General features: G+C 70.8%; 15 protein-coding genes. 9 read left to right on the forward strand and 6 right to left on the reverse strand.

Features of this window, described 5'->3' with window-relative positions:
- Positions 1-8 precede the first annotated feature (8 nt).
- Together ABIA36_RS17290 and ABIA36_RS17295 are read right to left on the reverse strand one after the other, a co-directional pair.
- A complete protein-coding gene (locus ABIA36_RS17290; RefSeq protein ID WP_369963808.1) occupies positions 9-1,106 on the reverse strand; it encodes a LacI family DNA-binding transcriptional regulator in 1,098 nt (365 codons plus the stop codon).
- Between the two features lie 43 nt (positions 1,107-1,149).
- Positions 1,150-2,226, reverse strand: coding sequence for a glycerophosphodiester phosphodiesterase family protein (locus ABIA36_RS17295; RefSeq protein ID WP_369963809.1), 1,077 nt, complete (start codon positions 2,224-2,226; stop codon positions 1,150-1,152).
- 193 nt (positions 2,227-2,419) lie between these two features.
- Between ABIA36_RS17295 and ABIA36_RS17300 the strand changes: the two genes are divergently transcribed.
- Genes ABIA36_RS17300 through ABIA36_RS17310 form a run of 3 tightly spaced genes read left to right on the forward strand, consistent with a single transcriptional unit; the run spans position 2,420 to position 5,691 of the window.
- The gene (locus ABIA36_RS17300; protein WP_369963810.1) at positions 2,420-3,328 is read left to right on the forward strand and encodes a carbohydrate ABC transporter permease; all 909 of its coding nucleotides are present in this window, start codon (positions 2,420-2,422) and stop codon (positions 3,326-3,328) included.
- The gene (locus ABIA36_RS17305; RefSeq protein WP_369963811.1) at positions 3,325-4,263 is read left to right on the forward strand and encodes a carbohydrate ABC transporter permease; all 939 of its coding nucleotides are present in this window, start codon (positions 3,325-3,327) and stop codon (positions 4,261-4,263) included. The genes ABIA36_RS17300 and ABIA36_RS17305 overlap by 4 nt, the downstream gene beginning before the upstream one ends.
- A 54-nt stretch (positions 4,264-4,317) precedes the next feature.
- The gene (locus ABIA36_RS17310; protein WP_369963812.1) at positions 4,318-5,691 is read left to right on the forward strand and encodes an extracellular solute-binding protein; all 1,374 of its coding nucleotides are present in this window, start codon (positions 4,318-4,320) and stop codon (positions 5,689-5,691) included.
- Positions 5,692-5,759: 68 nt separating this feature from the next.
- On the opposite strand, the gene ABIA36_RS17315 is transcribed toward ABIA36_RS17310, so the two are convergent.
- Positions 5,760-6,149, reverse strand: a complete 390-nt coding sequence (locus tag ABIA36_RS17315) for a MarR family winged helix-turn-helix transcriptional regulator (protein WP_369963813.1) — start codon at positions 6,147-6,149, stop codon at positions 5,760-5,762.
- Between the two features lie 89 nt (positions 6,150-6,238).
- Between ABIA36_RS17315 and ABIA36_RS17320 the strand changes: the two genes are divergently transcribed.
- The gene (locus ABIA36_RS17320; protein ID WP_369963814.1) at positions 6,239-7,714 is read left to right on the forward strand and encodes an MFS transporter; all 1,476 of its coding nucleotides are present in this window, start codon (positions 6,239-6,241) and stop codon (positions 7,712-7,714) included.
- A gap of 115 nt (positions 7,715-7,829) precedes the next feature.
- Positions 7,830-8,696: a glycosyltransferase gene (locus ABIA36_RS17325; RefSeq protein ID WP_369963815.1), complete on the forward strand. Its 867-nt coding sequence runs from the start codon at positions 7,830-7,832 to the stop codon at positions 8,694-8,696.
- Position 8,697: 1 nt separating this feature from the next.
- Here ABIA36_RS17325 and ABIA36_RS17330 read toward each other — a convergent pair whose 3' ends face one another.
- Together ABIA36_RS17330 and ABIA36_RS17335 are read right to left on the reverse strand one after the other, a co-directional pair.
- The gene (locus ABIA36_RS17330) at positions 8,698-10,089 is read right to left on the reverse strand and encodes an APC family permease (RefSeq protein ID WP_369963816.1); all 1,392 of its coding nucleotides are present in this window, start codon (positions 10,087-10,089) and stop codon (positions 8,698-8,700) included.
- A gap of 72 nt (positions 10,090-10,161) precedes the next feature.
- Complete coding sequence (locus tag ABIA36_RS17335; protein ID WP_369963817.1) at positions 10,162-11,868, reverse strand: amidohydrolase; 1,707 nt, start codon at positions 11,866-11,868, stop codon at positions 10,162-10,164.
- A gap of 123 nt (positions 11,869-11,991) precedes the next feature.
- Here ABIA36_RS17335 and ABIA36_RS17340 point away from each other — a divergent pair, with 123 nt between their 5' ends.
- Positions 11,992-12,594 (forward strand): TetR/AcrR family transcriptional regulator, encoded by a 603-nt coding sequence (locus ABIA36_RS17340; protein WP_369963818.1) that lies wholly within the window; start codon positions 11,992-11,994, stop codon positions 12,592-12,594.
- A 125-nt stretch (positions 12,595-12,719) separates the two neighbouring features.
- Here the strand turns inward: ABIA36_RS17340 and ABIA36_RS17345 are convergent, their stop codons facing one another.
- The gene (locus ABIA36_RS17345; protein WP_369963819.1) at positions 12,720-13,718 is read right to left on the reverse strand and encodes a LacI family DNA-binding transcriptional regulator; all 999 of its coding nucleotides are present in this window, start codon (positions 13,716-13,718) and stop codon (positions 12,720-12,722) included.
- A 237-nt stretch (positions 13,719-13,955) separates the two neighbouring features.
- Here ABIA36_RS17345 and ABIA36_RS17350 point away from each other — a divergent pair, with 237 nt between their 5' ends.
- Genes ABIA36_RS17350 through ABIA36_RS17360 form a run of 3 tightly spaced genes read left to right on the forward strand, consistent with a single transcriptional unit; the run spans position 13,956 to position 17,190 of the window.
- Entirely contained in the window at positions 13,956-15,242 is a 1,287-nt protein-coding gene (locus ABIA36_RS17350) for an ABC transporter substrate-binding protein (protein WP_369963820.1), read from the forward strand.
- An 11-nt stretch (positions 15,243-15,253) separates the two neighbouring features.
- Positions 15,254-16,318, forward strand: a complete 1,065-nt coding sequence (locus tag ABIA36_RS17355) for a carbohydrate ABC transporter permease (protein ID WP_369963821.1) — start codon at positions 15,254-15,256, stop codon at positions 16,316-16,318.
- A complete protein-coding gene (locus tag ABIA36_RS17360; protein ID WP_369963822.1) occupies positions 16,318-17,190 on the forward strand; it encodes a carbohydrate ABC transporter permease in 873 nt (290 codons plus the stop codon). The genes ABIA36_RS17355 and ABIA36_RS17360 overlap by 1 nt, the downstream gene beginning before the upstream one ends.
- Positions 17,191-17,216: the final 26 nt, after the last annotated feature.

Here is a 17,216-nt window from a genome sequence, read left to right on the forward strand (position 1 = left end):
CCCTCCGCTCAGCGAACGGCGGCGACCGTCCCGCCGGGGACGAGCTCTCCGCGGATCAGGATCTGGTCCGGCTCCCCGGCACCCTTCTCCCCCGCGCCCCTCTCCCCTGTGCCCCTCTCCCCTGTGCCCCTCTCCCCTGCGCCCCTCTCCCCTGAGCTCTCTTTCCCTGCACCCTGCTCGATCGCGTCGATCATCAGGTCCACCGAAGCGCGGCCGATCCTCTCGATGGGCTGGCGGAACGTGGTCAGCGCCAGCAGGGAGGTCGTGAGCGGGCCGATCCCGTCGAATCCGGTCACGGAGAGCCGCCCCGGCACGTCGACGCCCGCCGCCCGGCAGTACTCCATGACGGCCACCTGGGTGCGGTCGTTCGGGCACATGATCGCGGTGAGGTCCGGGACGGCGACCAGGTCCGGGAGCACCGCTCGCACGTCGGCGTTGGTGGCGACCTCGCGTACGACCACGGTCGCGCCGGCCTCCCGGAGCCGGGCGATCATGGCCACGCCGCGCAGGTGCTGGCTGTAGGAGTAGGCGCCGTCCACGAGGATCACCGCGACCGTGCGGTGACCGAGCCCGAGGAGGTGGTCCGCGAGTCGGTCGCCGCCGTCGCGGTCGTCCACGCAGACGCTGGGGAGCGCGGTCTCGCGGCGGCCGCCCGCGACCACGGGGAGACGATCGACGAACGGCAGCACCTGCTCGGACGGGAACCGCGCCGAGCAGACCAGGAGGCCGTCGACCTGCAGCGAGATCAGCGTCCGCAGCGCCGTGAGCGCGTTGTCCAGCGTCAGGTCGCCCGGGTTGGTCGCCGTGACGACGGCGTAGCCGAGCTCGGTGGCGCGGGTCTGCATCGCCACGTGCAGGTAGCCCGCGAAGGGGTCGGTCACGTCGTGCAGCACGACGCCGAGGGTCTTGGTCCGCTCGGAGACGAGGCCGCGCGCCATGGCATTGGCGACGTACCCGAGCCGGTCGGCGGCCTCCACGACGCGCTGCCGCACGCTCTCGCTCACCTCGCCCTGGCCGAGCAGGGCACGGGAGACCGCGGACTTGGAGACGCCGGCCGCCTTCGCCACGTCGATGATCGTGGGCGGTCTGGTGCGCTCGCGTGGCACGTGGGCTCCCTGGGCGGAGAGGAGGGACGGGTTCGGCGCCAGCCTATTCGCCGAGCGCCGCCTCCCGCACACTCGCCGCGAGGTCGGGATGGTCGGCGAAGACCGCGGCGACTCCGCTGCGCATGACGAGCTCGAAGACGCGCCGCCAGTCGCCGGGCGCCCCCGGCGACTGGCCGCGTCGTGCGGACGGCGGCAGGAACGCGTTCTCGGGGCGGAGCGTCCAGCAGTAGGTCTGCACCCCGGCCACCGCGGCGCGGTGCGCGATGTCGGTCGCGGCCAGGGCGTCCTCCCCGGTCGTCCGGAGCATCCGCGACAGGTCCACGCTGACACCGGTGAGGCCGGAGGCGGCGAGCCGAGCGAGTCCGTCGTCGCTCACGTCGTCGTCGTAGGGGCGCGCCGCCGTCCCACGCCGGGCGACCCGGTCGGCGGGGGCGCCGTGCGCCTCGACGAGGTAGACCAGGTCGGCGTCGAGGCCGCCCGCGGCGAGGGCGAGCAGGACCTCCGCCTCGAAGCTCTCGACGGCCAACGGCGCCCCGCGATCCCAGCCGGCCGCCGCCAACTCGACCCGCAGCAGCTCGTCCAACGGCAGCCCGAGCGACGCGAAGTAGGTGGCGTGCTTGAGCTCGGCCACGATCCCGAGCTCGCGCCCGTGCCGTTCGGACGCAGCGGAGACGAGCCCGAGCAGGTCGCGCAGGCGGAGGATGCCGTAGCGGCCGTCGAACGTCGCACTCAGCGGTCGGAGCCCCTCCAGCCGCTCGACGCAGCGCAGCGTGGCGAGCTGCCGCCACGTGAAATCCTCGGTGAACCAGCCGTCGAGGAGGGCGCCGTCGATCTCCTTCGTGGTGCGCAGCGCGGCGAACTCGGGCCGGGAGGCGACGTCGGTCGTGGTCGAGATCTCGGCGTCGTGGCGGAGGACCAGGACCCCGTCCCGCGTCGCGACGAGGTCCGGCTCCACGGCGTCCGCGCCGAGCGCGAAGGCGAGCTCGTAGGCGGCGGCGGAGTGCTCTGGCCGGTAGCCGCTGGCTCCGCGGTGGCCGATGATCGCGGGGAGCGGGACGCCGTGGGGCGTAATCCGGGGACGCGCCGCCGCTGCCGGGGTCCCACTCGCTTCGGTCCGCATGGCACCCTCCCTGATCGCACGATCTGTTCACCCAGGCGTAACCCTGCGTCACCGGGAACGTTCCCGAACGCTCTGTAGGTTAGCAAACACCACCAGGTCGGACCGGCGCGTCTCCGCATTGCGGAGCCCCGGCCGCTCTGATACTTTCCATCGAACCGGGAACGTGCCCGTAATGATGCGGGCAGGAGCGACCATGACACAGACCACAGCGCCGGGGCGCCGCGCCCGCAGCGCCATCCGGGCCGGCATCGGGCCGTGGCTGGTGCTGCCGGCGGCGGTGCTCATCGCCGTGTTCCTCTACGGCCCGCTGGTCACCGGCGTGCGGCTGAGCCTGTTCGGCACCGACCTGTTCGGCGACCCGACCCGCTTCGTCGGGCTCCAGAATTACGCGCGCCTGCTCGGGCAGCCGTCGTTCTGGCAGGTGATCGGGACCACCCTCCTGATCGCCTGCCTGTCGATGACCATGTCCGTCGGCGTCGCGCTCTCGGCGGTCATCCTGCTGCGCAAGTGGATCCCGGGCCGCGGCGTCTTCCGCCTGATCTTCTCCCTGCCGTTCGCGTTCTCCGCCGCCTCGGCGTCCGCGATCTTCTCGGGGATGTTCGCCCCGGCCGCCGGCGTGGTCAACCAGATCCTCGCCCACGTCGGGATCGGCGCCGTCCCGTGGCTGCAGCAGCCGGGCTGGGCGATCTTCACCATCGCGCTGACCACCGCCTGGTACGAGCTCGGGTTCGCCTTCCTCGTCCTCGCCGCGGCGATGCGCACCCTTCCCCCGGAGGTGATCGAAGCCGCCGAGCTCGACGGCGCCTCCGGGATGCGGTTCGTGCGCTCGATCCTCATCCCGCTGCTCAGCCCGAGCCTGTTCTTCCTGCTCGTCACCCAGACCATCTCCGGCCTGCAGACCTTCACCCAGGTGCGCATCCTCACCGGAGGCGGCCCGGCGGGCGGCACCACCACGCTCGTCTACCAGCTCTACATGTACGCCTTCGGCCAGGGGACGCCCGACTACGGTCGCGCCTCCGTCGTCGCCGTGATCCTCGTGCTGATCGTCGCCCTCATCACCTGGCTCCAGTTCCGCTTCGTCAACAGGAGGGTCACCGCATGAGCGCCGCCGGCTCCGTCACCCGCACCCAGCGACCCCGTGCCCAGCAACCCGGTACCCAGCCACCCGGTACCCAGCGACCCCGCCCCCAGCAACCCGGCCCACCGCGATCGCGCCGTCCGCGCCTGCGCGCCGCCGACCTCCCGCGCCTGATCGTGCTCCTCGTGATCGCGCTGCTGATCGCGTTCCCGATCTACCTCACGTTCGTGAGCGGCTTCTTCCGCACCGGCGCGTTCGCGCGCAGCGGCCTCTTCCCGCCGCTCAGCGACGTCACCCTGGACAACTTCGCCGCCGCCCTCACCGCCATCCCGCTCGGGCAGCAGTACCTGACCAGCATCGTCGTGATGGTGCTGCAGACGCTGGGGCAGCTCATCACGTCCGCCCTGGCCGCCTACGCGCTGGTGTTCCCGAAGTGGCGCGGACGCGGGATCGCGTTCGCGCTCGTCATCGCGACCCTCGCGATCCCCGGCGAGAGCCTGGTGGTGCCGAACTACCAGCTCGTCAGCAGCATGGGTCTGCGGGACACCGTCTTCGGCATCATCGTCCCGTACCTCGCGTTCGGCTACCCGATCTTCCTGCTCCGCCAGGCCTTCGCCTCCCTGCCGCGGGAGATCTGGGAGGCCAGCCGGCTCGACGGCTGCGGCGACCTCCGCACACTGCTGCTGGTCGTGCTGCCCGCCTGCCGCAGCCAGGTCACCACCGCGATCATGTGGAGCGCGCTGTTCGCCTGGAACGGCTTCTTCTGGCCGCTGCTCATCACCGACAGCCCGGCCAACCGCACCGTGCAGGTCGGGCTCTCCCAGCTCGTGTCCGCGGAGTCGACGGCGCCCGGGGCCGTCTTCGCCGGCACCGCGCTCGGGCTCCTGCCCACCGTCATCCTCGTCATCGTCAGCCAGAGGTTCCTGCTCTCCGGCATGTCGCGTGGCGTCCTGCGCTGAGCCCCGACCTGCGCCTCCGCACCACCCCCACCACGAGAAAGTGAACGCACCGCAATGAAGAGATCCATCGCCCTGGGAGCCGCCGCTCTGGTCCTGCTCTCGCTGGCCGGCTGCAGCGCCAACGCACCTGCGACACCGGCCGCCTCGGGCGCGCCCGGGCCGTCCGCCCTGGCGAACGCCACGGGTGTCACCGAGATCAACTTCTGGCACGGACTCGGCGGCATCAACGCCCAGGCCCTCCAGTCACTCGTCGACGAGTTCAACACCGAGAACGCCGGCACGATCAAGGTCGACACCAGCGCACAGGGCTCGTACGCCGACCTCCTCGCCAAGTACACGGCGTCCCTGCGCGACAAGTCGACGCCGACCGTCACCCTCAGCAACGACATCTCCTCCGGCTTCCTCCACGACGTCAAGCGCAGCGTCTCCCCCGAGGCGATGGCCGCGGCCAACCCTGGCGACCTGAAGCTCAGCCAGCTCGCTCCCGCCGGCAAGCGCTACTACAGCGTGAACGACAAGCTGGTCGCCGTCCCGATGAACATGTCCACCCCGCTGCTGTTCGTCAACAGCGAGCTGCTGCAGAAGGCCGGCGTCGAGACCTCCTCGCTGAAGACGCTCGACGGCCTCGCGGCCGCGGCGAAGAAGATCAAGGACACCACCGGGGTGCCCGGCATCGCCGAGGCGTTCGACGACTGGTGGTTCGAGCAGCTCACCGCCGCCAGCGGCAACCTCTACTGCACGCCGGCCAACGGCCGCGGGACGAAGAGCGCCGACAAGGTCAGCTTCCAGCAGGCGTCGCAGGTGAAGGCGTTCACCACCATGGCCGACCTGTACCAGGCGGGCGCCGGACTCGACGTCGGCACCGACAACAACAACGCCGTGACCGCGTTCGCGGCCGGCAAGACCGCGATGATGTTCAACTCGTCCGCCGTCGCGGCCTCGGTCGCGAACAGCACCACGTTCCCGTACGTCGCCCTGCCGTTCCCGCTGTCGGCGCCGGCCTCGAAGGCCGGCACGGTGGTCGGCGGCTCGGCCATGTGGCTGAGCAACCAGGCCACCCCGGCGCAGCAGGTCGCCGGCTGGAAGCTGATCTCCTTCCTCGCCTCGCCCGCGTCGCAGGCGAAGTTCAGCGAGGCGACCGGCTACGTCCCCGCCAACACGGCGCTGGAGAACACCGCCGCACGCACGGACTACCTGACCTCCCACCCGGTCGCCCAGGTCGCGATCGACCAGGTCAAGGATGTCGCGGACGTCCCGGCCAGCCACGGCTGCTTCACCGGAGCGTTCAGCGCGATCCGCGCCGCGATGGTCCCGCAGATGCAGGCCGCGTTCACGGGCTCGAAGACGATGAAGCAGGCGCTCGCCGACGCGACGACCGCTGCGAACCAGGCGATCGCGGACTACCAGACGCAGCTCGCCGGGGACTGACGTCGGATGTCACAGGAGGGGCGGAGTCCGCATGGGCTCCGCCCCTCGTGGTGTCGGCGAGTGGAGTCTCAGGCGAGGGCCGGCGTGCCCGCGAAGGCCTTCTCGAGCAGTCCGTCGTACTCGCGCTTGGCGTCGTCGTGCACACGCGCACCGTCGGCCGTGATTCCGACGTAGAGGGCACGACGGTCGTAGTCGCAGGTGTTGCGCTCCACCAGGCCGGCCTTGACGAGGCGCTCCACGATGCGGGAGAGCGCGCTCTGGGTCATCGGGGTGAGGTCCACCAGGTTGCGCATGGTGCACGACTCGTTCGCGTATCCGGCGACGAGGTCGAGCACTTCGTACTCGCTGAGGCCGAGCTGGTGGTTCTGCTGGAGGGTGCGCTCCAGTTCCGCGGCGGTGCTGAGGTAGAGGCCCTGCAACTCGCGCCAGCGGGCCGAGACGTCGACCGGTTCGTTCACGAGGGCAATGATACGCGCGATTCCTTGCGAACTACATGAATGTGCATACTTTGCAGACACAATCTATTCCGTGTCATAGACTCTCGTTCGTGCTGAACTCCGACACCGCCTCCCGCCCCGCCGTCCGGCCCACGCCGCCCGCGGGGGCCGCCCCGACCTTCCGCTGGAGCCGCGCCCGCTGGCTGCTGCTGTTCGCCACCTGCATCGTGATCGCCCTCGACGGCCTCGACGTCTCCATGGTGGGCGTCGCCCTCCCGTCGATCGGCAAGGAGCTCGGCCTCCAGCCCGGCGCGCTGCAGTGGATCGTGTCGGGCTACGTTCTCGGCTACGGCAGCCTCCTGCTGCTCGGCGGCCGGTTGGCCGACCTCCTCGGCCGGCGCACGGTGCTCCTCGTCGCGCTGAGCGTGTTCACCGTCGCCTCCCTCGCCGGCGGCCTCTCGATGGACGCGGGCCTCCTCATCGCCAGCCGGTTCGTCAAGGGCGTCGCGGCGGCCTTCACCGCCCCCGCTGCGTTCTCCCTGCTCACCACCAACTTCGAGGAGGGCCCCGAGCGCAACAAGGCCATCTCGATCTTCACGACGTTCGCGGCGAGCGGGTTCTCCCTCGGGCTGATCATGAGCGGCCTGATGACGTCGCTGAGCTGGCGCTGGACGTTCCTCTTCTCCGTGCCGCTCGCCGTGCTCGCGCTGGTGCTCGGCTTCCTCTTCGTTCCCAAGGACGCCCGGGAGCGCGGCGCGGGCCACGACGTCGTCGGAGCGATCCTGCTGGCGGCCGGGATGCTGCTCCTGGTCTACACGGTCGTATCCGCCCCGGGAGCCGGCTGGGGCTCGGCGCAGACCGTGCTCGGCTTCGTCGTCGCCGCCGTGCTCCTGGCCGCCTTCGTGATCCTGGAGCTGCGGGTGCGGCATCCGCTCATCCGGTTCGGCATCTTCCGGGTCGCCTCGGTGCTGCGGGCCAACCTCACCGCCATCACCCTGTTCGGCTCGTACGTGTCGTTCCAGTTCGTCCTCACGCTCTACCTCCAGGACGTCCTCGGCTGGTCGCCGCTCGGCATGGCCCTCGCGCTGCTGCCGACCGGGCTGGTGGTCGTCTCGAGCGCGCCGTTCACCGACCGCCTGATCGACCGCTTCGGGCCGACCGTGCTCATCGTCGTCGGCCTGGCGTCGCTCTCCGCCGGCTACCTGCTGTTCCTCCGGCTCGGCACCGCCCCGGTCTACTGGCTCGACGTGCTGCCGCCGGTGGTGCTGCTCGGCGTCGGCTTCGGGATCGGCTTCCCCGCCATCCAGGTGCAGGCGACGACGGGAGTCCACGACGACGAGCAGGGCCTCGCGGCCGGGCTCGTGCAGACCAGCGCCCAGGTCGGCGGCGCGCTCGCGCTGGCGGTCACGTCCGCGCTGATCGCGGGAGGCCCGGCGGCCGGGGCCGCCCACGACCCGGCCGGCCTCGCGGAGCAGCTCGCGCACTACCGCCCGGGGCTGTACCTCAGCGCGGGGCTGGCGCTCGCCGGCCTCCTCATCGCGGCTCTGCCCCGTCGCCGGCGGCGCCTCGCCGTCGAGCTCGGGTGACGGGACAGGTGAATCTCCCGGGTCGTGGGCAGCGCCCGTGACGGCCGGGCGGGTGACGTCACCGGCCCGGCCGTAGGCTTCCTGCCAGCCATTCGCCGATCCCGGAAGGGCGCCCGTGCCGCAGGACTTCGACCACTTCGTGATCACCCGGTTCGCGGTGCGCTGGAGGGTCGAGGATCCTCCGCCCGACGAGGCCTGGCTCCGTTACCGGATCGGCCTGTTCGAGGCGGTGTGTCTGCCGAGCGTCGCCAACCAGGTCGGTGCGGAGTTCACCTGGCTGCTGCTGCTGGACGAGGGCTGCCGGGCGCCGTGGCTGGAGGCCGAGCTCGCTGAACTGGGCGCAGGCGACGTCTTCGAGGTGGTCTGGCTGACCGACGTCTTCTGGTCGAGCATCGACCGGGTCGTGACGGAGCGGGCCACCGCGCCGCACGTCATCACGACCCGGCTCGACAGCGACGACGCGATCGCACGCGACTACCTCGGCCGCGTCCAGGCGACCTTCGACGGCCAGGACCGCCTCTACGTCAACTTCCAGCGCGGCCTCCAGTTCGAGCGCGACGGCGCCCTGTACTCCTACCTGCACCCGGCGAACGCGTTCCTGTCGTTCATCGAACGCCGCACCGAGAACACGTCGGCGCGCACGGTGTTCTCCTCGACCGCGCACCCGGACGCGGCGAAGTACGGGGACGTGCTACAGGTGTCCGCGCCGCCGTGCTGGATCATCGTGGTCCACGGCGCGAACCTGCTCAACGAAGTCCAGCCCGTGGCCTGGCGGCTGCGGCCGGAGGCGCTCGGCGACCGGTTCGACCTCGCGCTGCCGCTCGCGCCGGTGACGGCCCGAGAACTCGTCGCCTCACGGACCCGGACCCTGCGCCACCAGGCGGTGCGGATGGTCACCCGGTGGTGGGTCGGCAAGCAGATCCTGCTGAACGTCGCCCACGGCGACCGCGTCCAGACGCAGCGGACCGATGTGAGGCCCTGACTCAGCGCTCCTCCACCGGCCCGCTCAACGCCGGCGGCGCCACCCGGAACAGCCGCGTCCGCCAGAGCAGGTAGCCCAGCCCGAGCGCGACCCACACCCCGCCGACCACCATCGCGCTCGGCTCCAGGCTGAACCACAGGGCGACGTTGACCGCCACCCCGAGCGCCGGCAGCACGACGAAGCCGAGGGCCGGACGCCAGCCGCGCCGCTTCACGAACCGCACGTAGGTGAAGATCACCGACAGGTTGACGAAGACGAACGCCACGAACGCCCCGAAGTTGATGAGGGAGGCCGCGCGGCTGAGGTCGAGGAAGACGGCCGAGCACGCCAGCGCCGCGATCAGCAGCACGTTGCCGGCGGGGACGCCCGCCTTATTGAGCCGGCCGAAGAACCGCCGCGGCAGCGCGCCGTCGCGTCCCATCGCGAACAGCAGGCGCGCCGCGCTCATCTGCTGCGTGATCCCGCACCCGAGCACCGCCACCATGTAGCCGCCGATGAACAGCGCCTGGAACGCGGCCCCGCCGATGTACTTCGCGATCTCCGGGGATGCCCCCACGATGTTGCCGACCTTCGAGACGTCCGGGAACAGCACCTGCATCACGTAGGTGACGCTGACGAAGAACAGGCCGGCGACCCCGACGATGATCAGGATGGCGCGAGGGATGTCCCGGCGCGGGTGCTCGGCCTCCTCGGCGAGTGTGCTGACCGCGTCGAAGCCGAGGAACGACAACGCCAGGATCGCCGCGCCCGAGGCGATGGCGCCCGCGTCGATCCCCGGCGAGAGGAAGGGCGTCAGCGAGAAGTGCGCGCCGTTCGCGCCCGCCACGATGTTCTTGATCGTGAGCCCGACGAACGCGACGGCGACGACCACCTGGATGACCACCAGGATCACGTTGACCTTGGCCGCGATCCGCACCCCGATCAGGTTCAGCGCCGTGCAGACGACGATGGTGGAGAGGATCCACACCCACGACGGCACCTCCGGGAACGCCGCCGTCATGTAGATGGCGGACAGGAGCGCGTTGATCATCGGCAGCAGCAGGTAGTCGAGCGTCGCCGCCCAGCCGACCAGGAAGCCGAGGTGCGGGTTGATCGCCTCCCGGGTGTACGTGTAGGCCGAACCGGCGCGCGGGTAGAAGCGGACCATCTTCGCGTAGCTGAGCGCGGTGATGAGGACGGCGACGAGCACCAGCAGGTACGACAGCGGGACGTGGCCGTGCGTGATGTCGGCGACGATCCCGAAGGTGTCGAAGACCGCGAGCGGCGCCATGTAGGCGAGGCCGAGGAAGACGATGTGCCGGAGGGTGAGGCTGCGGCGCAGGCCCGCGGCCTCCAGGTCGTCGGGAGTCTCAGCGGTGCGGGCGGGGGAGATAGCGGGGTCGAGCTGGGACATCGGGTGGATCCTTTCGCGCGGTGGAGAGGAACGGGTGGGAGAGGAACGGGTGCGGCGGTGCGGCCGTCCGGCCTAGTGCTCCGCCGCCGAGCAGTGCGCGAGCGCGCCGAACTGCTCGGGCGCGGGCGCGTCCCGGTCGGCGTCGTGGACGACCTCGCCGCCGACGACGGTCAGCGCGGCCCGCTGGTCGAGCAGCCCGGCGGGGTCGCCCTCGTGCTCGTAGAGGTCGCCCGACCAGGCGACCAGGTCGGCCTTCGCCCCGACCCGCAGCACTCCGAGGTCGTCCTCCGAATGCCACGCCCACGCCCCCTCGCGCGTGTAGCCGCGGATCGCGTCGTCCAGACCGATCCGCTCGGCGGGCGTCCAGGCGTCGCGGCCGTCGAGACCCGCGCGGGTGAGGGCCGAGTAGAACCCGACGAGCGGGTCCATCTCGCCGACCTGCCAGTCGCTGGACAGCGCGACGTGCGCGCCCGACGCGATCAGCGAGCGGAGGCGCCAGGCGCGGTCCCAGCGCTGCTCGCCGACGTTCTCCATCCAGGTGCCCGCGACCAGGTCGGGCGAGCAGTGCCGCGGCTGCATCGCGGCCGTGACGCCGAGCCCGGCGAACCGCGGGAGGTCGTCCGGGTGCAGGCACTCGACGTGCACGATCCCGTGCCGGCGGTCGCGCGTCCCGTTGGTCCGCGCCGCGGCCTCGATCGCGTCGAGCGCGAGGCGGATGCCGCCGTCGCCGGTCGCGTGCGTGTGGGTCTGGAGGCCGAGCCGGTCGAGCTCGGTGACGATGCGGGTCAGCTCCCCGACCGGGGCGGAGGGGTGGCCGCGGTGGCCAGGACGGTTCGCGTAGTCGTCCAGCATCCAGGCGGTGTGCGGCTCGATCACGTCGTCGGCGTACAGCTTCACCGGGCCGAAGCGCAGACGCTCGTCGGTCGTGGCGCCGTCGACGGCCTCCCGCAGCTCGCGCCGGAAGGCGGCGTCCGCGTCGATGGGGTGGAACAGGGCGGCGATCACCCGCGAGCTGAGCAGCCCGCGCTCGCGCGCCCGGTCGAGGAGGCCGACCTCCGCGAGCGGGACCTGCGGCTCCACCACCGTCGTGATCCCCGACGCCGTGGCGAGGGCGAGGCTGCCGAGCAGGCGGCGGTAGCGGCGCTCCGGGGAGTACAGCGGGATGTCGCGCTGCAGGCCCGCGAGCCCCGCGGTCGTCATGGCGCTGGTGTAGAAGTCGGTGACCCAGCCGGTCGGGCGGCCGTCGTCGTCGCGCTCGGGACGGCCCCACGGGATGTCGCCGCCGTCCGCGATGCCGAGCGCACGCAGTGCCGCGTCGTTCAGCCAGACCGAGTGCTGGTCGTACGTGGTGACGAACACCGGGCGGTCGGTGAGGCCGCCGAGGTCGGCGGCGCTCGGGCGGCGTCCGGTGACCACCGAGTAGACGGCGTTCTCCGCGCAGATCCAGTCGAGGTCGGGGCGGCGCTCGGCGAGGTCGCGGATGCGGCGACGGACCTCCACCAGGGTGTCGGCGCCCTCCAGGCTCACCGCGTCGGGGTCGAAGCCGAGCAGGAGGTGGTTGTGGCTGTCGATGATCCCCGGCGTGACGAGAGCACCGTCGAGAGCGCGCGTCTCGCGGGCGGCCGGAGCCTCTGCGGCGGGGCCGACGTAGCTGATCCGGCCGCCCGTGACGCCGACGGCCTCCGCCCACGGCTGCGCGTCGTCGAAGGTCCTGACCCGGGCTCCGGTGAGCAGGAGGTCGGCGGTCTGAGTGGTCCTGGCGATCTGGGGTGCGGTCACGGTGGTCCCATCGACGGTGAGGAGAATTATTTGACACTTGCGTCAAAGAATGCCCCGAGTGTGTCACGAGCCCCCGAGAGGTGTCAAGCGCGAGAGGCGCTCGCGCGCCGGTAGGGTCGACTCATGGCACGGCCCAAGAAGCAGGACGAGCGCCGCGCCGACCTGATCGAGGCGGCGCTCAGCGCGGTGGGCGAACGCGGCCTCCGCTCGCTCTCGCTGGCCGACGTGGCGGCGAAGGCGGGGCTCACCCGCGGCGCGATCCTCTACTACTACGAGGACCTCGACCAGCTCCTCGTGGAGGCGCACCGGGCCGGCCTGGAGCGGTTCTGCGACCACCGGGACGCCGTGGTCGCGGGCATCCCCGAGCCGCAGCTCCAGCTCGCCGCCGCCATCCGCGAGGGCCTGCCGAGCGGCCCGGACGACGCGCTCATGCGCCTGCTCTACGAATTCGATGTGCTCGCCGGGACCTCCACGCTGCACGACGAGCTGGTCGAGCGGATGTACCTGCGCCAGCTCGCGACCTACACCGGCGTCCTGGAGCGCGGCGTCGCGGCGGGCGTCTTCGCGCCGGCGCTCCCGATCGAGACCCTGGCGATGAACCTGGTCGCCCTGGAGGACGCCTACGGCCTCCACATCGTCGCCGGCAACAGCCTGATCACCGTCGCGAGCGCGGAGGCCGCCATGCGTGCCGCCGCCTCCGGGCTGGGCGCCCCGACCGCCCTCTGACCGCGACCGAGGCGCGCTCTCCGCAAGGAGACACGGTCGCGAATCTCCTTCCGAAGGCCGTCCGAACGGACTCGCGCGGCGTGTCCCGGTCAGTTCTCCTTCGCTCGCGCGAGGCGACCGGACCGCTACGCGGGGGGCGCCGTGCTGGCGCGGCGGATGAGGCGGGTCGGGAGGCGGATGTGCGTGGGGTCGGGCTCCTCGCCCGCCATGAGCGCCACCACCAGTTCCGCAGCCGCGGCCCCCAGCCTCCCCATCGGCTGGCGGATCGTGGTCAGCGGCGTCGAGTACCGGGACGCCTCCGGGATGTCGTCGAAGCCGACCACCGACAGGTCGCGCGGCACCTCCAGCCCGAGCTCGTGGGCCACCTCGATGACCACGATGGCGGACAGGTCATTGGCGGCGAAGATCGCGCTGGGCCGCTCGGGTGCGCCCAGCAACCGGCGGGCCGCCTCCCGCGCGCTCTCCTGCTCGTAGTTGCCCACGCCGGTGATCGAGGGGTCGAACGGGATGCCGGCCTCGGTGAGCGCCCGCCGGTAGCCGGCGTCGCGCGCCGCCGACGAGCGCAGGTCCGGCCGGCCGGCGACGAAGCCGATCCGGCGGTGGCCGAGCCCGATCAGGAAGTCCACCGCGCTGCGCGCGCCGCCGAAGCTGTCCGACTCCACGGTCGGGAGGTCGGCGCGGCCGGTGTGCGGGTCGACGGCGACGATCGGGACGTCCGCGTTGACGTTGACCACGGTCGGCGTCACCATGATGACGCCGTCGATGAGCGTGCCGCTGAGCCGGCTCAGCGACCGCCGCTCCCAGCCCTCCGGGGAGAGCTGACGGGAGCCGCTGTAGGCGAGGAGGTCGTAGCGCGAGTCCGACAGCGCGGCGCCGACACCCTTGAGCACCTCGGCGCTGAACGGCTCGAAGTCGGCCACCAGCACGCCGATCACACCGGTCTGCCGCGAGCGCATACTGGACGCGACGAGGCTCGACTCGTAGCCGAGCTCCTCCACGACCTGGAGCACGCGCTCCGCCGTGTGCGAGGCCACGCCGTAGCGCCCGTTGACCGCTTTCGACACGGTCGCAGCGGACACTCCGGCCGCCTCGGCCACGTCGTTGATGGTTGGACGCCGTCCCATGACCGAGGAGCTTAGCAACATGGAAAAGGATTTCGAAAAGGATTTCGAAAACGTTTGACACCCCCAGACGGCCTTGCGACACTGACACGGTCCGGTCAGCCTCCCGGACCCGACGAGTCCCAGCTCCGGCCCCAGGCGAGAGGCTTCGCCCAGCCGGACGCCCCCGGCACGGACTGCCGTCACCTGGCATCGCGAATCCGCGGATGCCGCTCAACGAAGAGAACAGGTTGGAATCACATGAAAGCCAAGAAGCTCCTCATCGGAGCAGCTGTCCTGGCAGCCGGCTCGCTCGCGCTCACCGCGTGCAGCGGCACCTCCGACAGCTCGAGCAGCAGCAAAGTCAGCATGACGCTCTGGCAGAACTCGACGACCGGCCCCGGCCAGCAGTACTGGAAGGACGCCATCGCGGCCTTCGAGAAGGCCAACCCGAACGTCACGATCAAGATGCAGTCGATCCAGAACGAGGACCTCGACGGCAAGCTGCAGACCGCCCTCAACTCCGGTGACGCGCCCGACATCTTCCTGCAGCGCGGCGGCGGCAAGATGGCCGCGATGGTGCAGGCCGGCCAGGTCATGGACATCACCGACAAGATCTCCTCCGACACCAAGAAGGTCATCTCCTCCGGCTCCTTCAAGGCGGAGACCTACCAGGACAAGGTCTACGCGATGCCCCTCGCGGTGCTCCCCGGCGGCCTGTTCTACAGCCAGAACCTCTTCAAGGCGGCAGGGATCACCGAGGCTCCCAAGACCATCGACGACCTCAGCGCCGACGTCCAGAAGCTGAAGGCCACGGGCGTCGCCCCGATCGCCCTCGGCGCCAAGGACGCGTGGCCGGCCGCGCACTGGTTCTACTGGTTCGCCCTCCGCGAGTGCTCCGGCACCACGATGCAGAAGACCGCGGACTCGAAGAGCTTCTCGGACGGCTGCTGGCTGAAGGCCGCTCAGGACCTGGAGAGCTTCGCGGCCCAGAAGCCGTTCAACGACGGCTTCCTGACCACCTCCGCCCAGCAGGGCGCCGGCTCCTCCGCCGGTCTGGTGGCCAACCACAAGGCCGCGATGGAGCTCATGGGCGCGTGGGACCCGGGCGTGATCGCCTCCCTCACCCCTGACACGAAGCCCCTGCCCGACCTCGGCTTCTACCCCTTCCCGGAGCTCTCCGGCGGTAAGGGCGAGCCCGGCTCGATCATGGGCGGCGTCGACGGCTACTCCTGCTCGGTGAAGGCTCCGAAGGAGTGCGTGGACTTCCTCAACTTCATCGCGACGACTCCGCAGCAGATCGCCTACTACAAGGCGTTCAACTCGCCGCCGGTCAACACCGCAGCCCAGAAGGAGGTCACCGAGCCCTACCTGAAGGAGGTGCTCGCCGCCTACAACAAGGCGCCGTACGTCTCGCAGTGGCTGGACACGGTCCTCGGCCAGAACATCGGCAACGCGCTGAACGTGGCCGTGGTCGACATGCTCGCCGGCAAGACCGACGCCAAGGGCATGATCCAGGCCGCCAACGACGCCGCCAAGAAGGGCTGAGAGGCCCGACTGTGAGCAACACCCGCGAGTCAACCTCGACCGAGCGCGTGTCGACGGCGGATCTCGCGCAGCACGACGGGAGCGGCGCCACCGCGTCGCTCCCGTCGCAGCCGCGCCGCCGCCGCGGCGCGGGCTGGGCCCTCCGCGCCGAGATCGCCCTCCTGGTCGGTCCCGCCGTCATCGTCTTCCTGGCCTTCGTGATCTTCCCGGTCGTGATGGCCGCGTACTACGGCTTCTTCCGCTGGGCCGGGTACGGCACCCCCACCGACTTCGTCGGCCTCCAGAACTACGCCGTGATCCTCACCGACCCGGCCTTCCTGGCGGCCCTCGGCCACAACGCCTTCATCGTGGTGATGTCCATCGTCATCCAGGGCCCGATCGCCATCCTGCTGGCCCTCCTCCTCAACCGGCGCATGAAGGGCCAGTCGCTCATCCGCGTGCTGATCTTCGTGCCCTACGTGATCTCGGAGGTCGTGGTCGGCACCGGCTGGAGCCTGATGCTCGCCACCAACGGCGCGCTCAACGGCTTCCTGCACAATGTCGGCCTCGGCTCGCTGGCGCACGACTGGCTGTCCGACCCGAACATCGCCATCTGGACCCTGATGGGCATCCTGACCTGGAAGTACGTCGGCTTCGCCGTCATCCTCTTCCTCGCCGGCCTGCAGGGCATCCCGGAGGAGCTCTACGAGGCCGCCGCGCTCGACGGCGCGTCGTACTGGCAGATCCAGCGCAGGATCACCCTGCCGCTGCTCGGCCCGACGCTGCGGATCTGGGCGTTCCTCTCGATCATCGGCGCCCTGCAGCTGTTCGACCTCGTCTACATCATCTGGGGCCAGTACGTGGCCTCGACGGCGGGCACCTCCACGATGGCCACCTACATGGTCGCGAACGGCCGCAACGCCGGCAACTACGGCTACGGCAACGCCGTCGCCGTCGTGATCTTCCTCATCTCCCTGATCGTCGCGCTCATCTACCAGCGCTTCGTCCTCCGCCGCGACACCGCCGGTGCCGTGACGACAGCGAAGAACGCCGAGCGCAAGGGCCGCCGAAACGCGGCGAAAGAAAGGACGGCGTGATGACCGCCCTCACCGTCTCCGCCCGCCGCGCCACGCGCCGCGCCGAGAGGAAGAGCCTCCCCTGGGGCTCGCCCGCCGTCTACTTCATCGCGCTGATCGTGATCGCGCTGATGATCGTGCCGATCGCGTACATCATCATCGGCGGCTTCCGCACCAACTCGCAGATCACGGTGGACCCGGCCGGCTTCCCCAACCCGTGGAACCCGGCCAACTACCTGGACGTGCTGACCGGCGGCGTCTTCTGGGGCCAGGTCCTCAACTCGACGATCACCGCCCTCGTCACGACCGTCGGCGCCGTCGCGCTCGGGCTGATGGCCAGCTACGTGCTCGCCCGGTACCCGTTCCGGTGGAACGGCTTCCTCTACGCGCTGTTCGCTGCCGGCCTGATGTTCCCGATCACCGTCGCGATCACGCCGCTCTACATCGTGGTGCGCAACCTCGGCCTGATGAACTCGCTCGCGGGCGTCATCATCCCGCAGATCGCGTTCGCCCTGCCGACCACCATCATCATCCTGGTGCCGTTCCTGCGGGCGATCCCGGACGAGATCCAGGAGGCCGCCTTCATCGACGGCTGCAGCCGGCTCGGGTTCTTCTTCCGGATGGTGCTGCGGCTCTCGCTCCCCGGCGTGATCACGGTCGGCATCCTGGCCTTCATCGCGAGCTGGAACAGCTATCTGCTCCCGCTGTTCATCCTCAACGATCAGGCGACCTTCACCCTGCCGCTCGGCGTGCAGGCGTTCTCGTCGCAGTACGCCACCGACACCTCCAAGGTGTTGGCCTTCACGTCGCTGTCGATGATCCCCGCCCTGATCTTCTTCAGCCTGTTCGAGCGCCGCATCGTCGGCGGTCTCACCGGTGCGGTCAAGGGCTGATCCCGGGCCCCGCTCGCGTTTCCGAC

The sequence above is a fragment of the Leifsonia sp. EB34 genome (genome assembly GCF_041260585.1).
In the GTDB taxonomy this organism is placed as follows: Bacteria; Actinomycetota; Actinomycetes; order Actinomycetales; family Microbacteriaceae; genus Leifsonia.